Raw genomic sequence first — 20,202 nt, forward strand, 5'->3', positions numbered from 1 at the left:
TTCAGGCCCGCGCCAGTGCCGGCCGCTGCTGAGCGACGGCCGCCTGCCGCGTCGCCTGCACCTGCCGCGGCGCGACCCGGAACACGCTCACCGATGCGGCCAGGCGCTGCGCCTGTTCATGCATCGCGTCGGCCGCTGCCGCCGCTTCCTCGACCAGCGCGGCGTTCTGCTGCGTCACCTGGTCCATCTGCGCCACGGCCACGTTGATCTGGCCGATGCCGGCCGTCTGCTCGCTGCTTGCCGACGTGATCTCGCCCATCATGTCCGTGACGCGGCGCACGCTGTCGACGATCTCGCGCATCGTCGCGCCGGCCTGGCCCACGAGCCGTCCGCCCGTGTCCACGCGTTCGACGGAACTCTCGATGAGCCCCTTGATCTCCTTCGCCGCGCCGGCCGAGCGCTGGGCGAGGTTGCGCACCTCGGACGCCACGACGGCGAACCCGCGGCCCTGCTCGCCCGCGCGCGCCGCTTCCACGGCCGCGTTCAGCGCCAGGATGTTCGTCTGGAACGCGATCCCGTCGATGACGCCGATGATCTCGGCGATACGGCGCGACGCGTCGCTGATGTCGCCCATCGTGCCGACCACGTCGTCGATGACGGCGCCGCCGCGCTCCGCCACGCCTTTCGCCGCTTCCGCCAGCGCATTGGCCTGGCGCGCGTTGTCCGCGTTGTGCTTCACGGCCGACGTCAGCTCTTCCATCGACGCGGCCGTCTCTTCCAGCGACGATGCCTGCTGCTCGGTGCGCGCCGACAGGTCCTGGTTGCCGGCCGCGATCTGGCGCGAGGCCGTCGCGATCGTATCGGTGCCGCTGCGGACTTCGCCGACGATATCCGCCAGCGACGTGTTCATGGTGCGCAGCGCGCCGAGCAGCTCGCCGATCTCGTCGTTGCGCTCGATGTGCACCGTCTGCGTGAGGTCGCCGGCCGCCACGCTGCGTGCCACGCGCAGGGCTTCGGCCAGCGATGCGCCGATACCGCGGATCAGCAGCGCGGCGACGCAGGCACCCGCGAGCGTACCGATGACGATCAGGGCAATCGACAGATTGCGCGTGCGTTCGTAGCGTGCCAGCGCGGCGTCGTAGTGCGACTTCGCCACGTCCAGCTGCAATTGCACGAGCGCCTGCATATTCTTCTGCGCCGGCAGGTAGCTCGTCGCCAGGGGACCCTTGACGAGCTTTTTGAGCTCGTCCGGATCGTTGGCGCGCAGCGCGGCCATGGTCGGCTTGAGGCCTTCCCCGACGAACTTCATGCGGCTGTCGATGAACGCCTGGGCCAGCACTTTTTCTTCCGGCGTGAGGTACGTCGCCTTGTACTGGTCCCACTGGGTGCTGATTTCCTGGATGCGCGCCTCGACTTGCGCGATCACGGGACCGTTGTCCGGCTCGGCCGCCAGCGCGGCGCTCGACAGGGCGTTCTGGTTCTGCTGCATCAGCGACAGGATATGGCTGAGCTGGCTGAGGGGCACCAGGCGGTCGTTGTAGACGGTACCCAGCGCGGCATTCGTGGCGCCCTGGTTGACGAGGCCGACGACGCCTACGACGATGGAAACCGCACTCAACAGTACGGTAAGGAAGATGAGACGGGTCTTGATGCTGAGGTTCGTGAACATGGCGATAACTGTTTGTTAATATGGTGGCGCTACCAAACTGTAGAGCAGTTTCCCGGCCGACGATACCAACTTGTTGCCATCAATCCACAAAATCACGCAACCTTAGTCCATTTGCACCGAACTGGACATTGCATCACCATTTCGGTGCGTAAATATGCACCAGGATGGCACAAAATACACAACCGTAAACGACAACGCCCGCCGCTGCCGGAACGGCAAGCGGCGGGCGCGACGCCTGCGTAGTCGGTCAGGCTGCTGCCGGACGACGGGCAGCGAGTGCAGGCTGCGGCCGGGCCGGTGCGCGCGATGCGGGTGCGGCGGCCGCGTGGTCCAGCTTGAACACGCTCACCGCCTCCGCCAGGCTACGTGCCTGCTCCTGCATCGATTCGGTGGCCGCCGCGGCCTCTTCGACGAGCGCCGCGTTCTGCTGCGTCACCATGTCCATCTGGTGGATCGCGGCGCCGACCTGTTCGATGCCGGCACTCTGTTCGCCCGACGCGGCCGAGATCTCGGCCATGATGTCCGACACGCGGCGCACGCTGGCGACGACTTCCTGGATCGTCGTGCCGGCCTCGCCGACGAGGCGCGAACCGGCGGCGACCTTCTCGACGGAGTCGCCGATGAGTTCCTTGATCTCCTTCGCCGCCCCGGCCGAGCGCTGGGCCAGCGTGCGCACCTCGTTCGCGACGACGGCGAAGCCGCGCCCCTGCTCGCCCGCGCGCGCCGCTTCCACGGCCGCGTTCAAGGCAAGGATGTTCGTCTGGAATGCGATGCCGTCGATGACGCCGATGATGTCGACGATCTTCTTGGACGACGCGTCGATCGCTCCCATCGTCTCGACCACTTGCGCGACGACTTCGCCGCCGCGCACGGCCACGCTCGACGCCGACGCGGCCATCTGGTTGCCCTGCTGGGCATTCTCCGCGTTCTGGCGCACGGTGCCCGTCAATTCTTCCATCGATGCCGCGCTCTCTTCCAGCGCGCTGGCCTGCTCCTCGGTGCGCGCCGACAGGTCGTGGTTGCCGGTGGCCACTTCGCCGGCGGCGGTGGCGATGGTATCGGCACCGCTGCGCACGCGCGTCACCAGCGCGTTCAGGTTCGCATTCATCGTCTGCAGCGCGATCATCAGTTCGCCCGTCTCGTCGCGGCGTTCGACCTCGATGCGCGTCGTCAGGTCGCCCTGCGCGACGGCATTGGCCACGTCCACCGCGCGGCGCAGCGGACCCGTGATGCTGCGCGTGAGCCACCACGCCAGCGCCGCGCCCAGCAGCACGGCCGCGACGCCGACGCCGACCAGCAGCAGGCGCCCGCTCGCCGCGACGTCCTCGACGTTCGCCTTGGCCGCGTCGAAGCGTTGTTTCTCGTGCTCGGCCAGGTTGGCGGCCGCCGCCTCGTACGCGGTCAACGCCGGGTTCATCCCGGCATCGGCCGCGCGGTCGATGGCGGTTGCATCCGCCGTGCCGCCATCCTTGAGCGCGAACAGCTTCTTGCGCGCCGCTGTGTAGGTCTTGCGCCGCTCGTTGAGGGCCGCCAGCAACGCCTTGCCTTCTCCGCTCGCCACCAGGCGCTGCAATTCCTCGTCGACGCGGTTGATGTCCGCGCTGTTCGCCTTCATCTTGACGTCGATACGCTCGCGATCCTGCGCATCCACCGCGCGCAGGCGGGCTTCGGTCAACGCACGGTTGATGCGGGTATCGGCCAGCCAGCGGTCGGCCAGGCGGGCCTTGCGGATCGACACGTCCATGTCCGCGGTCGCGCCGGTGACCTGCTGCAGGCGCAGCGCGCCGACCGTGGTCAGCATCGCCGACAGGGCGAGCACGGCGGCGAACGCGAGGCCGAGCCGGCCCCCGATTTTGAGATTCTGGATATTCATGTGCACCTCGACGAAAAACGGTAAAGCAGCGGATGCGCGCGGCAGGTCGTGGCGGCGGGCCGAAGCGGTGAATCGGGCAAGGATGGGGCCCCACGGGCGCGACGCCTGTGTGGGCGGGCCGTGTCACGATTTGATGATACACGCCATATTTCTAAACGGAACAGTCAGTTGCGACATCGCAACGCTATTTCGTCGCAGAATGAGGTAAAGCCGCACGGTATAACGTTAGAATTCCAGATTCTGCCTTGTCAGCGATTGCCATGTCTGCATCAAACCACCCTGTCCCACCCCGCCGCCGGTTCGTCGCCGCCGCCCTGTCGTTGTCCGGCCTGCTGCTGCCGGCGGCACGCGCGGCCGCGCCGCGGCCCGTGCTGCTGGGGATCGACGGCGAGTTCGGACTGGACAATTCGACATCGGCCCAGGCCGTCGAGCTGGGCATGCGCGCGGCCATCGCCGAGATCAACGCGGCGGGCGGCGTGCTGCATGGCCGGCCCTTGCAGGTCGTGACCAAGGACCATCGCTCGATCCCGGCGCGCGGCATCCGCAATATCCAGGAGTTCGCGGCGATGTCCGATCTCGTGGCCGTGTTCGGCGGCCGCTTCAGTCCCGTCATCATCGAGGAACTGCCGACCCTGCGCGAGACGCGCCTGCTCTTCATGGCGCCGTGGTCGTCGGCCGACATCATCGTCGACAACGACATGCGCCCGAACTACGTGTACCGCCTGTCGCTGCGCGATTCGCTCGCCATGCCGAAGCTGCTGCAGACGGCGCACCGGCGCGGCCTGAACCGCATCGGCCTGCTGCTGACCAACACGTCCTGGGGCCGCAGCAATGCCCAGGCGGCGGCGCGCGCGGCGGAAAAGCTGCCCGCGCTGAAGCTCGTCGGCACGTCGTGGTACAACTGGCGCGACACGAGCCTCGTCGACAATTACCAGCACCTGCGCGCGGCCGGCGCCCAGGCCATCGTCCTCGTCGCCAACGACGATGAGGCGGCGATCCTCGTGCGCGAGATGGCCGCGCTGCCGAAAGCCCAACGCCTGCCGATCCTGAGCCACTGGGGCGTGACGGGCGGCGACTTCGCGACGCTGGCGGGGCCGGCGCTGCAGCAGGTCGACCTGACGGTGATCCAGACCTTCAGCTTCTTCCGTGCCGACCCGGCGCGCGTACAACGCTTCCTCGCCAGCGCGGCGCAGGTATCGAAGGTCCGCCGCATCGAGGACATCAAGGGTCCCGTCGGCGCCGCGCACGCCTACGACCTCACGCACATCCTCGCGCTCGCGATCGACCGCGCGGGCAGCACCGAGCGCAAGGCCGTGCGCGACGCGCTCGAGCGGCTCGGCACGTATCGCGGCCTCGTCAAGACCTATTCTCCGCCGTTCACGCCGGCCCGCCACGAGGCACTCGGCCCGGACGACCTGCTGCTGGCGCGCTACCGCGCGGACGGCGTCCTGGTGCCGGCAGGCGACTGACATGACCGACGCATCCGCTCCGGCCAGCCTGGCGCACCGCTTCGCGCGCGCGGCCGCGATCCTGACGGCGGCCGCCGTCCTGCTCATCGCCGGTGTCTCGTTCTGGCTGATCGATCACCAGCGCGCGCAGGCCAATACGCTGCTGCAGGAACGCGAGGTGGCGTTCCACGCCACGGCGGTCGCGCATAACCTGGACGCCGTGGTCACGCGCCTGCACGAAGTGGGCGCGAGCCCGATCCTCGCCACGGCGCTCGTCGACAGCGCCGGCAAGGAAACCTATCTGACGCCCTTCCTGCACGGCCTGCGCCACATGAACGGCATCCCGCTGCACCTGCTGTTCACGGATTTCGAGGGCAAGGAAATCGCGGACAACGGCGTACCCGGCTTCAGCGCCGCCGACCTGGCATGGCTGCGCGCACGGCTGGAAAACGGCGACGACCGCGCCACATTGCAGACCGGTCCCGACGGCGGGGAGCTGCTCGGCGTCGTGCTGCTGCGCTACCAGCGCACGCGCACGCCGGAGGGCGCCCTGATGTTCAAGGTGCGGCTGGCCGATCTCAAGCCGACGTCGTGGGCTGTCCTCGCCCCCGCCTCCCCCGGCAGGAAGGCGGCGGGCCCGCACGAGATCGCGGCGCCCGTGCCGCTGCCGCCGCGCCTGGCCCACCTGGGCCTCGTGCTGCGCGAGGACGAGCGCCGCCTGCCGCTGCCGCTGGCGACGTCCGGCCCGCACTATCTGCTGATCATGGCCGTCGCCTGCCTGCTCGCGCTGGTCGTGTTCATCCTCGCGTCGCGGCTCGCGCACGGGCTCACGCGCGACCTGCGCCGCCTGGAGACGTTTTCCGCCAGCCTGGGCGACGACATCGGCACCCAGCGCGCCCCGCTCGAAGGCTCGCGCGAAGTCGTCAGCCTGGCGCGCGCGCTGAACCGCATGCTCGACCGCCTGTACGAACAGCGCGCGCACCTGGAAGAAGAACGCCGCAAATTCCTGCAGCTCGCGAACAACATCCCGCAGCTCGTGTGGATGGCCGCCCCGGACGGCAACATCGTCTGGTTCAACGACCGCTGGCACGAATTCACGGGCAGCCCGCCGGGCAGCGCCGGCGCCGACGAGTGGCACCGCTACCACGACCCCGAGGTGCTGCCGCAGGTGATGCGGCGCTGGAAGGAAGCCCTCGCCAGCGGCAACATGGCGCAGATGACGTTCCCGCTGCGCGGCGCGGACGGCCGCTACCGCAGCTTCTTCACGTCGGTGGCGCCGCTGCGCGACGAGGCCGGCCACATCGTCCAGTGGTTCGGCACATGCACCGACGTCACCCCGCTGGAACGGGCGGAACGCGCCGTGCGCTACAGCGAGGAACGCCTGCAGCAAGGCCTCGTCGCCGCCCGCATGGCCGTGTGGGAGCGCGATCCGGACAGCGGCCAGGTGACCTTCTCGGCCAACCTGCACAGCGTGTTCGGCAAGAACTGGCGCAACATCGCCGAGCTGCAGAAGCTCGTCCACCCGGACGACCGCCAGCCCCTGCGCGACACGGTCGAACAGGCCATCCGCGCCGGCGGCGAATACCGCGCCACGCCGCGCATCCGCCGCGCCGACGACGGCCGCCTCGCATGGATCGACATGCGCGGCCGCCTCGGCCTCGGCGCCGACGGCCGCAGCACCGTCGTGCATGTCGTCGCGATCGACATCACGGAGCGCAAGCGCGCGGAAGAAGCGCTGCAGCTGGCCGACCGGCGCAAGGACGAATTCCTCGCCATGCTGGCGCACGAACTGCGTAATCCTCTGGCGCCGATCTCCAGCGCGGCCGACATGCTGCGCCTGGCCTATGCGGGCGAACCGCGCGTGAAGCAGATCAGCGACATCATCGCGCGCCAGGTCGCGCACATGCGCCACATCGTGAACGACCTGCTGGACGTCTCGCGCGTCACGCGCGGCCTCGTTGCCGTGGCCCGGCAGCCGATCGACCTGCGCCGCGTCGTCGCGGAGGCCGCCGAACAGGTCCGCCCGCTCGTCGACGCGCGCCGCCACGGCCTCGACGTCACGCTCGGGGAGGCGCCCGTGATGGTGGACGGCGACCACACGCGCCTCGTGCAGGTGGTCGCGAACCTGCTCACCAACGCCGCCAAGTACACGCCGGAGGGCGGCCACATCGACGTCGAACTGGAAGCCGCCGACGGCCAGGCGTTCCTGGCCGTGCGCGACAACGGCAACGGCATCGGCCCCGACCTGCTGCCCGTCGTATTCGACCTGTTCACGCAAGGCTCGCGCACGCTCGACCGCGCCCAGGGCGGCCTGGGCCTGGGCCTCGCGCTGGTACGCAAGCTCGTCGAACTGCACGGCGGCCAGGTCGACGCCGCCAGCGCCGGACCGGGGCGCGGGAGCACGTTCACGGTCACGCTGCCGCTGCTCCCAGTCACCGAACCGGCCTGACCCGACCTTGACCCGTTCTTTATAGATTTCTGCGCCGCATTGGTTTGACGGCATGGGTGGATCGGGGGACCATGACCCCAACGTCAACGCTCCCGCTTCGCCCATGCCCGTATCGTCTCCGCCCCAGCTCGGCCTGGTCTGCATCACCGTCTCGAAAGACATCCGCTACCGCACCGTGACGCGCAAGCGCCTGCTGGAGCAGTCGGACGACGGCCAGCGCAAGCTGCTCGACGACATCTACCGCGACAACCTGCAGACGTTGGACGGCGCGCTGCAATACTGCCGCCGCAACGGCATCCGCCTGTACCGCATCCCGTCGTCGATCTTTCCGTTCTTCGACGAGGACATCGGCCGCGCCGTCATGGCACCCCTTGCGCCCGCGCTCGCGCGCACGGGCCGGCGCGCGACGGAACTCGGGCTGCGCCTCGTGATGCATCCGGACCAGTTCGTGGTGCTCAGTTCCGATTCGCCCGACGTCGTCGCCAACAGCGTCAAGATCCTGCAGATGCACGCCGACATCATGGACCTGCTGGAGCAACCGCGTTCGCCGTGGGCGCTGCTCGAGGTCCACGGCGGCAAGGCGAACCGCAGCGACGCGCTCGTCGAGCGCATCCGCGCGCTGCCCGACGCGATCCGTCTGCGCCTGTGCCTGGAGAACGACGAGTATTCGTACGGCGCGGACGAGATCCACGACGTATGCGTGCGCGCGGGCGTGCCGATGGTGTTCGATGCCCACCACCACATCGTGCACGACAAGCTCGCCAGCTACGACGACCCGAGCGTGGCCGCGACGCTCGCCGCGGCACGCGCGACGTGGCCCGTGCCGGAACATCAGGTCGTCCACATCTCGAACGGGCGCGACGGGTTCAACGACCGTCAACACTCGGACCTGATCACGACGATGCCGGCGGCGTACGTCGAGGCGCCGTGGATCGAGGTCGAGGCCAAGTTGAAGGAAGAGGCGATCGACGGGTTGCGTGGTTGGCCCCAATCCGTCGCCCCCGCGCAGGCGGGGGTCTAAGTTTTCATGAGCCGTCGAAACGCATGCAAAATTGGATCCCCGCCTCCGCGGGGATGACGTTGTTTTGCGTTTCGGGTTGTTTTGCTTTTCACGCTGTTCTGCTCAGCGGTTGACCGTCCCCATCGCCGCCTCCGGGTAGCGCGTCCCCGCCGCCGCCCCGCGCGGAAAGATGGACTCCAGCTCCGTCATCTGCGCCGGCCCGAGGTCGATGTCGACGGCCTCCACGTTCTCGTCGAGGTAGGCGCGGCGCTTCGTGCCGGGAATCGGCACGATGTCCGGTCCCTGCGCCAGCACCCACGCCAGCGCCAGCTGGCCCGGCGTGCAGCCCGCCTCGCGCGCCAGTTCGCGCACCTTGTCGACGAGGGCGATGTTCTGCGCGAAGTTCGCGCCCTGGAAGCGCGGGCTGTTGCGGCGGTAGTCGTCCGGCGCGAAATCGTCCGGCGTGCGGATCTCGCCGGTCAGGAAGCCGCGGCCCAGCGGGCTGTAAGGCACGAAGCCGATGCCGTGGCGGCGGCATGCGTCCAGCACACCGCCCTCCTCCTCCGGATCTCGCGTCCACAACGAGTACTCGCTCTGCAGCGCCGTCACCGGATGCACTTTGACGGCACGCTCGATCGTCTGCACCGACGCTTCGGAAAGCCCGACGTAGCGCACCTTGCCCGCGCGTACGAGGTCCGCCAATGCGCCCATCGTGTCCTCGATGGGCGTGGCCGGGTCCACCCGGTGCTGGTAGTACAGGTCGATCGTGTCGATGCCGAGCCGTTTCAGACTCCCTTCGCAGGCGGCGCGTACGTACTCGGGCCGTCCGGAGACGCCGAAATCGCCCGGATTCTCGGGCGTCCGCCTGACGCCGAACTTGGTCGCGATGACGAGTCCCTCGCGCCGCCCGCGGATCGCGCGGCCCAGCAAGACCTCGTTCGTGTGCGGGCCGTACATGTCGGCCGTGTCGAACAGCGTGACGCCCAGGTCGATGGCGCGCTGGATCGTCGCGATGGATTCGGCGTCGTCGCGGTTGGCGTAGAAATCGCTCATGCCCATGCAGCCCAGGCCGATGGCCGAGACGTGCAATCCTTCATTGCCCAGCTGGCGTGTCTTCATGATGGTCTCCGGTGCGATCGATGGGCGTGACGATAGCCGTTTCACGGCGACGGCGGCACACGACAGGTTTATGATCATGCAAGCATTCACATCCCTCATGACGGACATGGGAAATGTGAATTGGGAGTTTCCGTGTGTGAAGTCCAGAATAGACCACCATGCCTCTTATGCACTTCATGTATGACCGGGTCACGAACGACCGGGCCTGGAGGCGGACATGATCGTCCGCGACCGCCCATCGGCCCTGCGGCTGTTCTTCATCATGCGCGGGTCGATCCTGCCGCGCATCTGGATGCACCTCGCGGTCAGTACGCTGCTGGCGGTCGTCGTCACCTGGACCGACGGCCAGTTCGGCCACCACAAGCTGCATTTCACGACGACGCCGTTCACGCTGATGGGGCTTCCCCTCGCGATCTTCCTCGGCTTCCGTAACAACGCGGCCTATGACCGCTACTGGGAAGGCCGCAAGCAGTGGGGAGAACTGATACTGCGCAGCCGCAGCCTCGCGCGCCAGTGCCTGTCGCTCGTCGCGCCCGATCGTCACGACGACGCTGGCTCCCGTCTCGATGAGCCGCATCTGCGCATCATAAGCCGCGCCATCGCGTATGCGCATGCGCTGCGCCACCGGCTGCGGGGCACCGATGGCGCGCCCGACGCCGACATCGCGCCGTGGATCGCGCAGGGAGAATGGGAACGCGTGCGCACGCAATCGAACGTGCCGTACGCGCTGATGCTGGAGATGGGCGCCGACCTCGGACGCTGCCTGCGCACGGGCCGCCTGGACGCCTGTCTCGCACCGTCCATCGACGCGAGCCTGTCCGCAATGACGGCGGTGGCCGCGTCCTGCGAACGCATCCGCGGCACACCGATCCCGTTTTCGTACACCCTGCTGCTGCACCGCACGGCGTACCTGTATTGCTTCCTGCTGCCGTTCGGTCTCGTCGACACGATCGGTTACCTGACGCCCCTCGTCTCGGCCATCGTGGCCTACACCTTCTTCGGCCTGGACACCCTCGGCGACGAGCTCGAGGAACCCTTCCGCGCCTCCGACAACGGCCTGCCCCTCGAAGCCCTGTGCCGCACGATCGAGATCGACCTGCGCACGGCCCTGGGCGACCGCGACCTGCCTCCGCCGCTGCTGCCGGAGAACTACCGGCTCAGCTAGTTCCACCCCGAAGTAGAGTAGAGATAGACATGAAGACAGAATACCTGGACCGTATCCGCTGCGCGTCATTGCGCGGCCGCGTCACCAGCGCACAGGACGCCGCGCGCTGGATCAAGGACGGCATGACCGTCGGCATGAGTGGCTTCACCCGCGCCGGCGACGTCAAGCTGGTGCCGGCCGCGCTGGCCGAGCGTGCCCGCACGGAGCCCTTGAAGATCACGCTGATGACGGGCGCCTCGCTCGGCAACGACACCGACAAACGCCTCACCGAAGCGGGCGCGCTGGCGCGCCGCATGCCGTTCCAGGTCGATCCCGTGCTGCGCGCGGCGATCAACCGCGGCGAGGTGATGTACATCGATCAGCATCTGTCCGAGACCGTCGAACAGCTGCGCAGCCGCCACATCGCCCCCGTCGACGTGGCCATCGTGGAAGCGGTGGCGATCACGGAAGACGGCGCCATCGTGCCCACGACCTCCGTCGGCAACAGCGCCAGCTTCGCGATCCTGGCGGACAAGGTGATCGTCGAGATCAACCTTGCCCAGCCGGCCGGCCTGGAAGGCCTGCACGACATCTGGATTCCCAAGAAGCGTCCCTTGCGCGAACCGATCCCGATCATGTCGGCCGACGACCGCGCCGGCACGCCGTGGATCGCCATCCCGCCCGAGAAGATCGTCGCCATCGTCCTGTCCGACCAGCCGGATTCGACATCGTCCGTGCTGCCGCCGGATGCGGAGACGGCCGCCATCGCGGGCCACCTGATCCGCTTCTTCGAGAAGGAAATCGAGGCGGGCCGCCTGACGCAGGAATTGCTGCCGCTGCAGGCCGGCATCGGCACGATCGCCAACGCGGTGCTGGCCGGCTTTGCCGACAGCCCGTTCGACCGCCTGACGATGTATTCGGAAGTGCTGCAGGATTCGACGTTCGACCTGTTCGACGCCGGCAAGCTGGATTTCGCCTCCGGCTCGTCCATCACGCTGTCGCCCGAAAAGAGCCGCCAGGTGTTCCGCGATTTCGACCGCTACCGCGACAAGCTCGTGTTGCGCCCGCAGGAAGTGTCCAACCACCCGGAAGTGATCCGCCGCCTCGGCATCATCGCCATCAACACGGCGCTGGAAACGGACATCTACGGCAACATCAATTCGACGCACGTGCTGGGCACGCACATGATGAACGGGATCGGCGGCTCGGGCGACTTCGCGCGCAATGCCTACCTGTCCATCTTCGCGACCAAGGCGACGGCCAAGGGCGGCAAGGTGTCGTCGATCGTGCCGATGGTGACGCACGTCGACCACACGGAGCACGACGTCGACATCATCGTCACGGAACTGGGCCTCGCCGACCTGCGCGGCCTCGCGCCGCGCGAACGGGCCGACGTCATCATCGAACAGTGCACGGCCGAACCGTACAAAGCGATGCTGCGCTCTTACGTTGACGAGGCCAAGCAGCGCGGCGGCCAGACGCCGCACGTGCTGGAGCAGGCGTACGCATGGCACACCCGCTACAGCGAGACGGGCTCGATGCTCGAGCCCTGAACCTTCAGCGCACCTCCAGCTGGAACGGCGCGGCCGGCAGGTCGTCCGCGCCGAACAGGTTCACGAACGGCGCATCGGCCCACGCGTAGCGCACGCGCGTGACGTCGGGAGTCCCCGCGCCGGGCAGGACGATCGTGTCGCCCGCCACGCGCGCCTCCGCGTAGCGGCACGTCGTGCCCGTGCAGACCTCGAACGCGTTGGCGCGGTCGGACGAATACGTCGCCAGGCCGCCGCCCGTGTCCTTGAACGTCACGACGATGTCGCCGCCCTTGCGCTGCGCCGACACGGCCGTCGGGCTGCCGGGGATCGTCTTTTCGCCGTACGCGACGACGCGGGCCGCGCGCGCGAGGCGTTCGCCGACGAGCGTCTTCTGGGTCGGGTGGATGTCGAAGCGGTCGCCCACGTCGATCGTGACGGCCAGGCCCGCGTGCGGATCCTGCGCCACCGTGGCCGCCTGCGCGTCGCGCAGCTCGGCCCAGCCGGACTGGCCGGGCGTTTTCGCCGGCGCACCGTACGACGTCAGTTGCACGACGAAGAACGGGAGTGCCGGCTGGCCGAAGCGCTGGCGCCAGTCGCGCATCAGCAGCGGCAGCAGGGTGCGGTATTCCTGCGCCGCGCCGGCGTTCGATTCGCCCTGGTACCACGCCGCCAGCTTGAATTTATAGCCGACCAGCGGCGCGATCATGCCGTTGTACAGCGTCGTGAGACTCGTCGGCACCGACCACGGCGCCGGCGGCACGGACTGGCCTTTCATGGCGCCGCCGCGCTGGACCTTCCACGCGGCCGGCAGCGGGATCGCCTGGCCGTCCGCGAGGCCGATCGTGCGCTTGTCCACCGGTCCCGACAGGCCGCCGCCCTGTCCGCCGCTCAGCACGCGCATCGCGATCACGTTGCGGCCCGGCTTGAACACGCCGGCCGGCACGTCGTAGTCGCGCCACATCCAACCCGTGCTGATGCCGCCCACGCGCACGCCGTTGATCCACGTCGTGTCGTACGTGTCGACAGGGCCCAGGTGCACCGCGTTCGCGGCCTTTGCCTGCGCTTCCGTCAGGGTGACGGTCGTGCGATACCACGCGACGCCGTCGAAGTCCTTGAAGCCGGCGACGCCGCTGTCCTTCCACGATCCGGTCGGCGTGACCGTCTGCCACGCGCTGTCGTCGAAGTCGGGCGCGATCCACGCGCGCTGCGCGGCGGCGGCCGGATCGTGCGCCGTCCACCAGGCCTCGTTGCGGGCATCTTCGGCGCGCATGCCGGCAACCGGATCGGCGCCGTACTGTTTGACGGCGTCGACGCCGGCCGTGTAGTCGCGCACAGTGCGCAGCGATTCCCCGCCGATCCAGCCCTGGATCGTCGTGCCGCCCCAGCTGGCGTTGACGAAGCCGACCGGCACCTTGTAGCTGCCCTGCAGCGAGCGCGCCATGTAGTAGCAGACGGCGGAGGCGTCGCCGATGGTGTCCGGCCCCGCGATCTTCCACGCGACCGGCCCCTTGAGCTCATCCTGCGGTGCCGCCGTGCTGTTCTTTTCCACGTTCAGGAAGCGGATGCGGTCGTTGGCTGCCGTCATGGTCGTCGACCAGGCGTTGGTCGAGTTGTGCACGGCGAATTCCATGTTCGACTGACCCGAGCACAGATAGACGTCGCCGACGAGGATGTCGGCGCGGCTGACGGTCTGGCCGCCCGAGGTCGCCGTCAGCGTGTACGGTCCGCCGGCCGGCTGCGGCGGCAATTGCGCCTTCCACTTGCCGTGGGCATCGGCGGTGCCGTTCACGGTGCGCCCGCCCAGCGTGACGGTCACCTTGCTGCCGGCGCCGGCCGTGCCCCACACGGCGATGGGCTGGTCGCGCTGCAGGACCGCGTGGTCGGAAAAAATACGGGCCAGGCCCAGTTCGGCCGCGTGCCCGGGCAGGCAGGCACCTGCCGCCGCGAGCGCCAGCAGGCGTGCGGCCATCTTCGTTGTCTCCATCATGTTTCCTCGTCGTTAGTGGCGCAGATGTTTGCGCTTTTCATTTTTTCTTAGGAAATGATGTTATACCAACGGCGAGGCAAAGGCAGCAAAAAAAACGCCAGCCCGCAGGCTGGCGCTTCATTGTGAAGCGGAGGGATCAGTAGCCGCGGCTGCCGGTGCCCTGGCTGCCACTGGTGGTGCTGGAGCCGGTGCCGGTGCCCGCTGCGCCCGTGCCGGTCGCGCTGGTGCCCGTGCCCGAACCGGATCCCGTGCCGCTCATGCCGCTCGAGCCGGACAGGCCGGTGCCGCTGGCGCCGGTGCTGCCGCTCATGCCGCTGGTGCCCGACGAGCCGGAACCGGTGGTGCCGGTCGCGCCGCTCGAACCCGAGGAGCCGGTGCCGGTGCCGGTGCCAGTACCCGTGCCGGTCGGCGGCGTGGTCGTGCCGCTGCCGGTGCCCATGCTGCCGCCGGTGCCGGTACCCATGCTGCCCGACGTGCCGCTGCCGCCGCTGGTGCCGGTACCGGTGCCCATGCTACCCGACGAGCCCGAAGTGCCCTGGGTGTCCTGGCTGCCGCTCGACGACGAACCGCTGCTGGAGGAACCGCTGCTGCCGCTCGCACCGCTGCTCGAGCTGCTCGCGTTGCTCTTCTTGTGGTGCTTCTTCTTCGTGTGTTTCTTGGTGGTCGAGCTGCCCGACGTCGACTGATCCTGCGCGGTCGCACTGCTGCCCGACGACGAGCCGGTCTGCGCCTGCGCGTTCACCGTACCGAACATCGCCACCGTGACGGCAGCCCCCAGCAGGCCCTTCAGTAACTTATTCATTTTCATGTCGCTCTCCTCAGAGAATGGATTTGGGGCAAAAAAAGCTCTGCAATATCAAGAAGATACTGTGGAGGCGGAGTTTAAAGACATCGCCGTGAAGGGTGCGCGCGTTAGCCTCGCGGAAACAAAGAATCAGCCCGCCCCGGCCGCCTGCGCCGCAAGCGTGCCCATACGCGTATATACATCGAGGATGTTGCTCCTGTCGTCCGGATAGACGCGGTTCGACAGGAACACGTAGAACGATTTCGACTGCGGATCCACCCACAGGATGCAGCCCGTGAATCCGGTGTGGCCATAACTGCCGACCGGGTACACGGTCCCGCGCGGACGCTTCGCGTACGGCGAGTCGATGTCCATGCCGAGGCCGCGCATGGCCAGGCCGGGGGGCGATTGCACCGTCGTCAGCAGGCGCACGCTGTCCGGGCTCAGGATGCGCACGCCGTCCAGCACGCCGCCCGCCAGCAGCATGCGGGCGTAGCGCGCCACGTCGCCGACGGTCGTGAATACGCCGGCCGAGCCCGCCACGCCACCCATGCGGCGCACCGTCGGATCGTGCACGACGCCGCGCAGCAGCTGTCCCGGATCGAGATCGCCGTGCGCGCCCTTCCCGTCCGGGCCGCCCACCTGGGTCGGCGCGATCGTCAGGGCATCCACGCGGCGCAGCGGCAGGTAGCCCGTATCGCGCATGCCCAGCGGCGCGTAGATGTGGGACTGCGCGTAATCGTCCAGCGGCGTGCCCGTGACCTTTTCGACGACCTGGCCCAGCAGCACGTAATTGACGTCGGAATACCGGAAGAACGTGCCGGGCGCGTGTGTGACGACCTGGCCGCACGCGAGCTTGTGCGCCGCCGCGCGGCCTTTCCATGCGGGGTGTGCCGGCAACCCGGCGGGCAGGCCCGAGCTGTGCGTGAGCAATTGCCGGATCGTGATCGTTTCCTTGCCGCCGGTCGCGCACTCGGGGAAGTATTTGACGAGCTTGTCGTCGAGGCCGATGCGCCCCTGTTCGGCCAGGATCAGCACGGACGGCGCCGTGGCCAGCACCTTCGTCAGCGACGCGGCGTCGAACGTCGTCGCCGTCGTGACGGGCGCCGCATCCGGTTCGTAGGTCAGGCGGCCGTAGGCGCGTTCGTAGACGGCATCCTCATGCTCCAGGTGGAACACGGCGCCGGGCAGCTTGCGCGTGTCGATAGCGCCGATGATGGCCGCGTCGATCTGCGGGAAGCGGCGCACGTCCAGCCGGGGGACGTCTGCCGCGGGTGTACGCGGTGCATGGCCAAGCGACGCGCAGCCGGCAGCGAGCACGGCGATGCAGGGAAGCAGGTAAATACGCATGTTGAGCAAAGGGAGATGCCGTGGAGACATTGTTCAACAGGCCATCATATGCCGTTCTGGGCGGTGGCGCACGCGAAAAATTCGATCGGCGTATCATGAGGCGATGAACGCACCAATGATTCCTTTCTCGATACTCGACCTCGCCCCGATCACCGAAGGCAGCGACGCTGCCGAATCGTTCCGCCGCACGCTCGACCTCGCGCAGCACGGCGAACGCTGGGGTTACCACCGCTTCTGGCTCGCCGAACACCACGGCATGCCGGGCATCGCCAGCGCGGCGACGGCGGTGCTGATCGCCCATGTGGGCAACGGCACCTCGACCATCCGCCTCGGCGCCGGCGGCATCATGCTGCCGAACCATTCTCCGCTCGTCATCGCCGAACAGTTCGGCACGCTCGAATCGCTGTTTCCGGGCCGCATCGACCTGGGCCTCGGCCGCGCGCCCGGCTCCGACCACGCGACGGCGCGCGCCCTGCGCCGCAACCTCGCGTCCGATGCGGACGAATTCCCGCAGGACGTCGTGGAACTGATGGATTATTTTGCGGACGCTCCGCGCCGCCACGTGCGCGCCGTGCCCGGCGCCGGTCTCAAGGTGCCCGTGTGGATCCTCGGCTCCAGCCTGTTCGGCGCGCAACTGGCCGCGATGCTGGGCCTGCCGTACGCGTTCGCGTCGCACTTCGCGCCGCAGATGATGATGCAGGCCATCGAGATCTACCGTACCACCTTCCGCCCCTCGGCCCAGCTCGACAAGCCGTACGTGATGCTGGGCTTTAACGTGTTCGCCGCCGAGACGGATGCGGAGGCGCAGTGGCGCGCGACGTCCATGCAGCAGGCGTTCGTGAACCTGCGCAGCGGTCATCCGACGCGTCTGAAACCGCCCGTCGAAGGCTATCTCGACCTGCTCGGTCCGGCGGAGCGCGGCATGCTCGATGGCGTGCTGTCGTGCTCGGCGATCGGCTCGCCCGAGACCGTCGAACGGCAGATCAGGGACTTCATCGCGCGCACGGGCGCGGACGAGCTGATGATCACGTCGCAGATCTACGACCACGCCGCGCGCCTGCGCTCGTACGAGATCGCGGCGGAGATCCGTCGCAACGGTGGTCTGGCGAACATTCAACCGGCGCGGCCTTAGCCACACTGTCCTTCATGAACCACCATGGAGGACCTATGAAAATCCAACTCATCGCCGCAACCATGATGCTGTCGCTCGCGTCGACGGGCGCCGCCTATGCCAAACCCAGCTGTGCGAAAGGCGCCATCGTCGGCGGCGTCGGCGGCCACGTGGCGGGCAAGCATGGCTTGCTGGGCGCTGCCGCCGGCTGCGCCATCGGCCATCACATGGCCAAGAAACAGGAGAAGGAGCAGCAGCGGCAGGCGCAGGCACAGCAGCAGGCCGCCAGCGGCCAGCAGCCGGCGCCACGCAAATAAATCAACCTGCCGTCGTTCCCGCGAAAGCGGGAACCCATGCCGAGTGTCTTGTTCAGCTCAGCATGGATCCCCGCCTGCGCGGGGATGACGGTAGGGCTCGTCACGCGTCTCCGGTTCCCGCCTGCAGCGCGTCGATCACATGGCGCGTCGAGCGCACCTTGCCCATGACGGGGAAGATGTGCCTGCAGGCGAACTGGTGCGCGTCCGCCGCCATGCTGCTCATCGCATCCTCGACGAAGACGACTTCGTAGCCGCGGTCGAACGCGGCGCGCGCCGTCGACTCGACGCCGAAATTGGTGGCGATACCGCCGAGGATGATCGTCTTGATGTGGCGTCGGCGCAGCAACTGGTCCAGTTCCGTGCCGTAGAACGCGCCCCACTGGCGCTTCGTCACGACGATGTCCTGTGCCTGCACCTGCGCGTCCGGCGCCAGCAACGATGCGTCCGGCGGCGGCGCGGGCGTGCCGGGTTTGCGCAGCGGCGCGTCGGCCGGCGGGAGCTGGAGTTGATCGACGAGCACGCGCACGAAGATCACCATGCCGCCGCGGTCGCGCATTTCTCCCGACAGCAGCACGCAGTTGCCGACCACCTGCTCGGCCGTGTACGGCGCCAGGTCGCGTTTCACATTACTGTTCTGCAAATCGATCAGCACCAGGGCGGTGCGGCCGATGTCGATATCCAGATCGGTCATTGAAAGTCCTCCTCGCCGCGCAGTATCCGCCAGCCGCGATTTGCGTGGCGCCGGTTTCCGCTGTGCTACATTCCCAGCATCATGCAAAGAACCGCCATCGCCGCCTTGTGCGCCCTGCTCGCCGGCTGCGCCAGCCAGCCCGCGCTCACCCACTACACCGTCAACTCGGGCGCGCAACGCAGTGCCGCGCAGCAGGCGCTGTCGTTCGACCATGCCGACCTGAGCCTGCGCATCGACCCGGACAGCCGCAGCCTGCGCGGCGACGCGACGCTGACCTTCAGCACCAGCGTACCGCTGGACAGCATCGAACTCGACCTGGACCGCAACCTGCCCATCGATGCCATCGCCGTCGATGGCCAGCCGCTCGCGGCCGGCCGGTGGCGCAATCCGGACGGCAAGCTGACCATCGACCTGCCGCAGCGCCTGGCACCGGGCCGGCACATCAAGGTGCGCGTGACCTACCACGGCGAACCGCACGTGGCCAAGCGGGCGCCGTGGGACGGCGGCTTCGTGTGGGCGCGCACGCCGGACGGCAAGCCGTGGGTCGCGAGCGCCGTAGAAGGCGAAGGCTGCGACCTGTTCTGGCCCTGCATCGACCATCCGATGGGCAAGCCGAAGGTCGTCGACGAACACATCACCGTGCCGGCGCCGCTCGTGGCCGCGGGCAATGGCGTGGCCACCGGCATGACGGAAGCGAACGGCTGGCGCACGTGGCACTGGCGCGCCAGACACCCCAGCACCTACGGCATCGCGATCAACGTGGCGCCGTACGAAGTCCTGTCCGGCGAATACCGCAGCCGCTACGGCAACACGATCCCGCTGCGGTTCTGGCACCTGCCGCAGAACAAGGCGCACGCGCAAGACCTGTTTTCGGAATTCCCGAAGATGCTGGATTTCTTCGAATCGACGATCGGGCCTTACCCGTTCGCCGACGAAAAGATGGGTGTCGTGGAAACGCCGCACAAAGGCATGGAACACCAGACCATCAATGCCTACGGCAACAAGTACGTCAAGACGCCGTACGGCTACGACGACCTGCTGCAGCACGAATTCGCCCACGAATGGTTCGGCAACCAGCTCACCAATGCCGACTGGGACGACATGTGGCTGCACGAGGGTCTCGGCTCCTACATGCAGCCCCTGTACATGCAATACCTGCATGGCGACCAGGAATATTTCGCCGCGCTGATGCAGCAGCGCGCGGGCATCCGCAACAAGGCGCCGCTCGTGTCCGGCAAACACAAGCGCGAGGAAGACGTCTACGACCTCAAGCGCGGCGGCCCCGGCGGTGATATCTACGTGAAAGGCTCGCTCGTGCTGCACACATTGCGCGGCCTGATCGGCAACGATGCCTTCTTCCGCGCCGTGCGCGAACTCGTGTACGGCACACCAGACCCACGTCCCGGCAATTTCTCGCCGCGGTATGCGACGACGCCGGACTTCATCGCCATCGCCCAGCGCGCGAGCGGACGCGATCTCGGCTGGTTCTTCCAGGTCTATATGTACCAGGCCGCCCTGCCCGAGCTGGTGGCCACACGCCGCGGCGACACGCTGGACCTCGCGTGGAAGACGGCCGCCAACATGCCGTTCCCGATGCCGCTCGACGTGCGCGTGGACGGCCGCATCGTGACGTTACCGATGGCGGACGGCCGCGGCAGCATCACGCTGCCGCCGCACGCGACCGTCACGCTCGATCCGCAGTCGAAGATCCTGCGCCGCGAGGAGCGCTTCGAAGCGTTCCAGCGCTACCAGGAACGGCAGCAGAAGCAGGCGAAGCCCTAGACGCCC

The 20,202-nt window shown here is 68.1% G+C and carries 15 protein-coding genes; 8 read left to right on the plus strand and 7 right to left on the minus strand.

Annotated elements, in window-relative coordinates:
* Position 1: 1 nt before the first annotated feature.
* Positions 2–1,609 (minus strand): methyl-accepting chemotaxis protein, encoded by a 1,608-nt coding sequence (locus P0M04_RS05590; protein ID WP_281042378.1) that lies wholly within the window; start codon positions 1,607–1,609, stop codon positions 2–4.
* A 247-nt stretch (positions 1,610–1,856) separates the two neighbouring features.
* A complete protein-coding gene (locus P0M04_RS05595; RefSeq protein WP_259447965.1) occupies positions 1,857–3,482 on the minus strand; it encodes a methyl-accepting chemotaxis protein in 1,626 nt (541 codons plus the stop codon).
* A gap of 260 nt (positions 3,483–3,742) precedes the next feature.
* On the opposite strand from P0M04_RS05595, the gene P0M04_RS05600 reads away from it, so the two are divergent.
* The 3 genes from P0M04_RS05600 to P0M04_RS05610 all read left to right on the plus strand — a co-directional run bounded on the left by P0M04_RS05600 (position 3,743) and on the right by P0M04_RS05610 (position 8,400).
* On the plus strand, positions 3,743–4,951 hold the full coding sequence (locus P0M04_RS05600; protein ID WP_259447966.1) for an ABC transporter substrate-binding protein: 1,209 nt from the start codon (positions 3,743–3,745) through the stop codon (positions 4,949–4,951).
* 1 nt (position 4,952) lies between these two features.
* Entirely contained in the window at positions 4,953–7,379 is a 2,427-nt protein-coding gene (locus tag P0M04_RS05605) for an ATP-binding protein (RefSeq protein WP_259447967.1), read from the plus strand.
* A 103-nt stretch (positions 7,380–7,482) separates the two neighbouring features.
* Positions 7,483–8,400: an apurinic/apyrimidinic endonuclease family protein gene (locus tag P0M04_RS05610; RefSeq protein WP_259447968.1), complete on the plus strand. Its 918-nt coding sequence runs from the start codon at positions 7,483–7,485 to the stop codon at positions 8,398–8,400.
* Between the two features lie 102 nt (positions 8,401–8,502).
* Here the strand turns inward: P0M04_RS05610 and P0M04_RS05615 are convergent, their stop codons facing one another.
* On the minus strand, positions 8,503–9,498 hold the full coding sequence (locus P0M04_RS05615; protein WP_259447969.1) for an aldo/keto reductase: 996 nt from the start codon (positions 9,496–9,498) through the stop codon (positions 8,503–8,505).
* A gap of 217 nt (positions 9,499–9,715) precedes the next feature.
* Between P0M04_RS05615 and P0M04_RS05620 the strand changes: the two genes are divergently transcribed.
* Positions 9,716–10,663 (plus strand): bestrophin family protein, encoded by a 948-nt coding sequence (locus P0M04_RS05620; protein WP_259447970.1) that lies wholly within the window; start codon positions 9,716–9,718, stop codon positions 10,661–10,663.
* 29 nt (positions 10,664–10,692) lie between these two features.
* Complete coding sequence (gene scpC / locus P0M04_RS05625; protein ID WP_259447971.1) at positions 10,693–12,195, plus strand: succinyl-CoA:acetate CoA-transferase ScpC; 1,503 nt, start codon at positions 10,693–10,695, stop codon at positions 12,193–12,195.
* Between the two features lie 4 nt (positions 12,196–12,199).
* Here scpC and P0M04_RS05630 read toward each other — a convergent pair whose 3' ends face one another.
* From P0M04_RS05630 to P0M04_RS05640, 3 genes are all read right to left on the minus strand, one after another.
* Entirely contained in the window at positions 12,200–14,161 is a 1,962-nt protein-coding gene (locus P0M04_RS05630) for a sialate O-acetylesterase (RefSeq protein WP_259447972.1), read from the minus strand.
* 136 nt (positions 14,162–14,297) lie between these two features.
* Complete coding sequence (locus P0M04_RS05635; RefSeq protein WP_259447973.1) at positions 14,298–14,969, minus strand: hypothetical protein; 672 nt, start codon at positions 14,967–14,969, stop codon at positions 14,298–14,300.
* A 126-nt stretch (positions 14,970–15,095) separates the two neighbouring features.
* A complete protein-coding gene (locus P0M04_RS05640; RefSeq protein WP_259447974.1) occupies positions 15,096–16,295 on the minus strand; it encodes a serine hydrolase domain-containing protein in 1,200 nt (399 codons plus the stop codon).
* 115 nt (positions 16,296–16,410) lie between these two features.
* On the opposite strand from P0M04_RS05640, the gene P0M04_RS05645 reads away from it, so the two are divergent.
* On the plus strand, positions 16,411–17,427 hold the full coding sequence (locus tag P0M04_RS05645) for an LLM class flavin-dependent oxidoreductase (protein ID WP_259447975.1): 1,017 nt from the start codon (positions 16,411–16,413) through the stop codon (positions 17,425–17,427).
* A 35-nt stretch (positions 17,428–17,462) separates the two neighbouring features.
* Entirely contained in the window at positions 17,463–17,723 is a 261-nt protein-coding gene (locus P0M04_RS05650) for a hypothetical protein (RefSeq protein ID WP_259447976.1), read from the plus strand.
* Between the two features lie 100 nt (positions 17,724–17,823).
* On the opposite strand, the gene P0M04_RS05655 is transcribed toward P0M04_RS05650, so the two are convergent.
* Entirely contained in the window at positions 17,824–18,414 is a 591-nt protein-coding gene (locus tag P0M04_RS05655) for an isochorismatase family protein (protein WP_259447977.1), read from the minus strand.
* 81 nt (positions 18,415–18,495) lie between these two features.
* Between P0M04_RS05655 and P0M04_RS05660 the strand changes: the two genes are divergently transcribed.
* Positions 18,496–20,196: a M1 family metallopeptidase gene (locus P0M04_RS05660; protein ID WP_259447978.1), complete on the plus strand. Its 1,701-nt coding sequence runs from the start codon at positions 18,496–18,498 to the stop codon at positions 20,194–20,196.
* Positions 20,197–20,202 lie beyond the last annotated feature (6 nt).

Source organism: Telluria mixta, from assembly GCF_029223865.1.
GTDB classification, from domain to species: domain Bacteria; phylum Pseudomonadota; class Gammaproteobacteria; order Burkholderiales; family Burkholderiaceae_D; genus Telluria; species Telluria mixta.

Bases quoted from the DNA above. Each gene is read 5' to 3' on its own strand.
- P0M04_RS05615 (WP_259447969.1), bottom strand. From the start codon at position 9,498: ATGAAGACACGCCAGCTGGGCAATGAAGGATTGCACGTCTCGGCCATC.
- P0M04_RS05660 (WP_259447978.1), top strand. From the start codon at position 18,496: ATGCAAAGAACCGCCATCGCCGCCTTGTGCGCCCTGCTCGCCGGCTGC.
- P0M04_RS05595 (WP_259447965.1), bottom strand. From the start codon at position 3,482: ATGAATATCCAGAATCTCAAAATCGGGGGCCGGCTCGGCCTCGCGTTC.
- scpC (WP_259447971.1), top strand. From the start codon at position 10,693: ATGAAGACAGAATACCTGGACCGTATCCGCTGCGCGTCATTGCGCGGC.
- P0M04_RS05590 (WP_281042378.1), bottom strand. From the start codon at position 1,609: ATGTTCACGAACCTCAGCATCAAGACCCGTCTCATCTTCCTTACCGTA.
- P0M04_RS05605 (WP_259447967.1), top strand. From the start codon at position 4,953: ATGACCGACGCATCCGCTCCGGCCAGCCTGGCGCACCGCTTCGCGCGC.
- P0M04_RS05630 (WP_259447972.1), bottom strand. From the start codon at position 14,161: ATGATGGAGACAACGAAGATGGCCGCACGCCTGCTGGCGCTCGCGGCG.
- P0M04_RS05645 (WP_259447975.1), top strand. From the start codon at position 16,411: ATGATTCCTTTCTCGATACTCGACCTCGCCCCGATCACCGAAGGCAGC.
- P0M04_RS05635 (WP_259447973.1), bottom strand. From the start codon at position 14,969: ATGAAAATGAATAAGTTACTGAAGGGCCTGCTGGGGGCTGCCGTCACG.
- P0M04_RS05640 (WP_259447974.1), bottom strand. From the start codon at position 16,295: ATGCGTATTTACCTGCTTCCCTGCATCGCCGTGCTCGCTGCCGGCTGC.
- P0M04_RS05650 (WP_259447976.1), top strand. From the start codon at position 17,463: ATGAAAATCCAACTCATCGCCGCAACCATGATGCTGTCGCTCGCGTCG.
- P0M04_RS05655 (WP_259447977.1), bottom strand. From the start codon at position 18,414: ATGACCGATCTGGATATCGACATCGGCCGCACCGCCCTGGTGCTGATC.
- P0M04_RS05620 (WP_259447970.1), top strand. From the start codon at position 9,716: ATGATCGTCCGCGACCGCCCATCGGCCCTGCGGCTGTTCTTCATCATG.
- P0M04_RS05610 (WP_259447968.1), top strand. From the start codon at position 7,483: ATGCCCGTATCGTCTCCGCCCCAGCTCGGCCTGGTCTGCATCACCGTC.
- P0M04_RS05600 (WP_259447966.1), top strand. From the start codon at position 3,743: ATGTCTGCATCAAACCACCCTGTCCCACCCCGCCGCCGGTTCGTCGCC.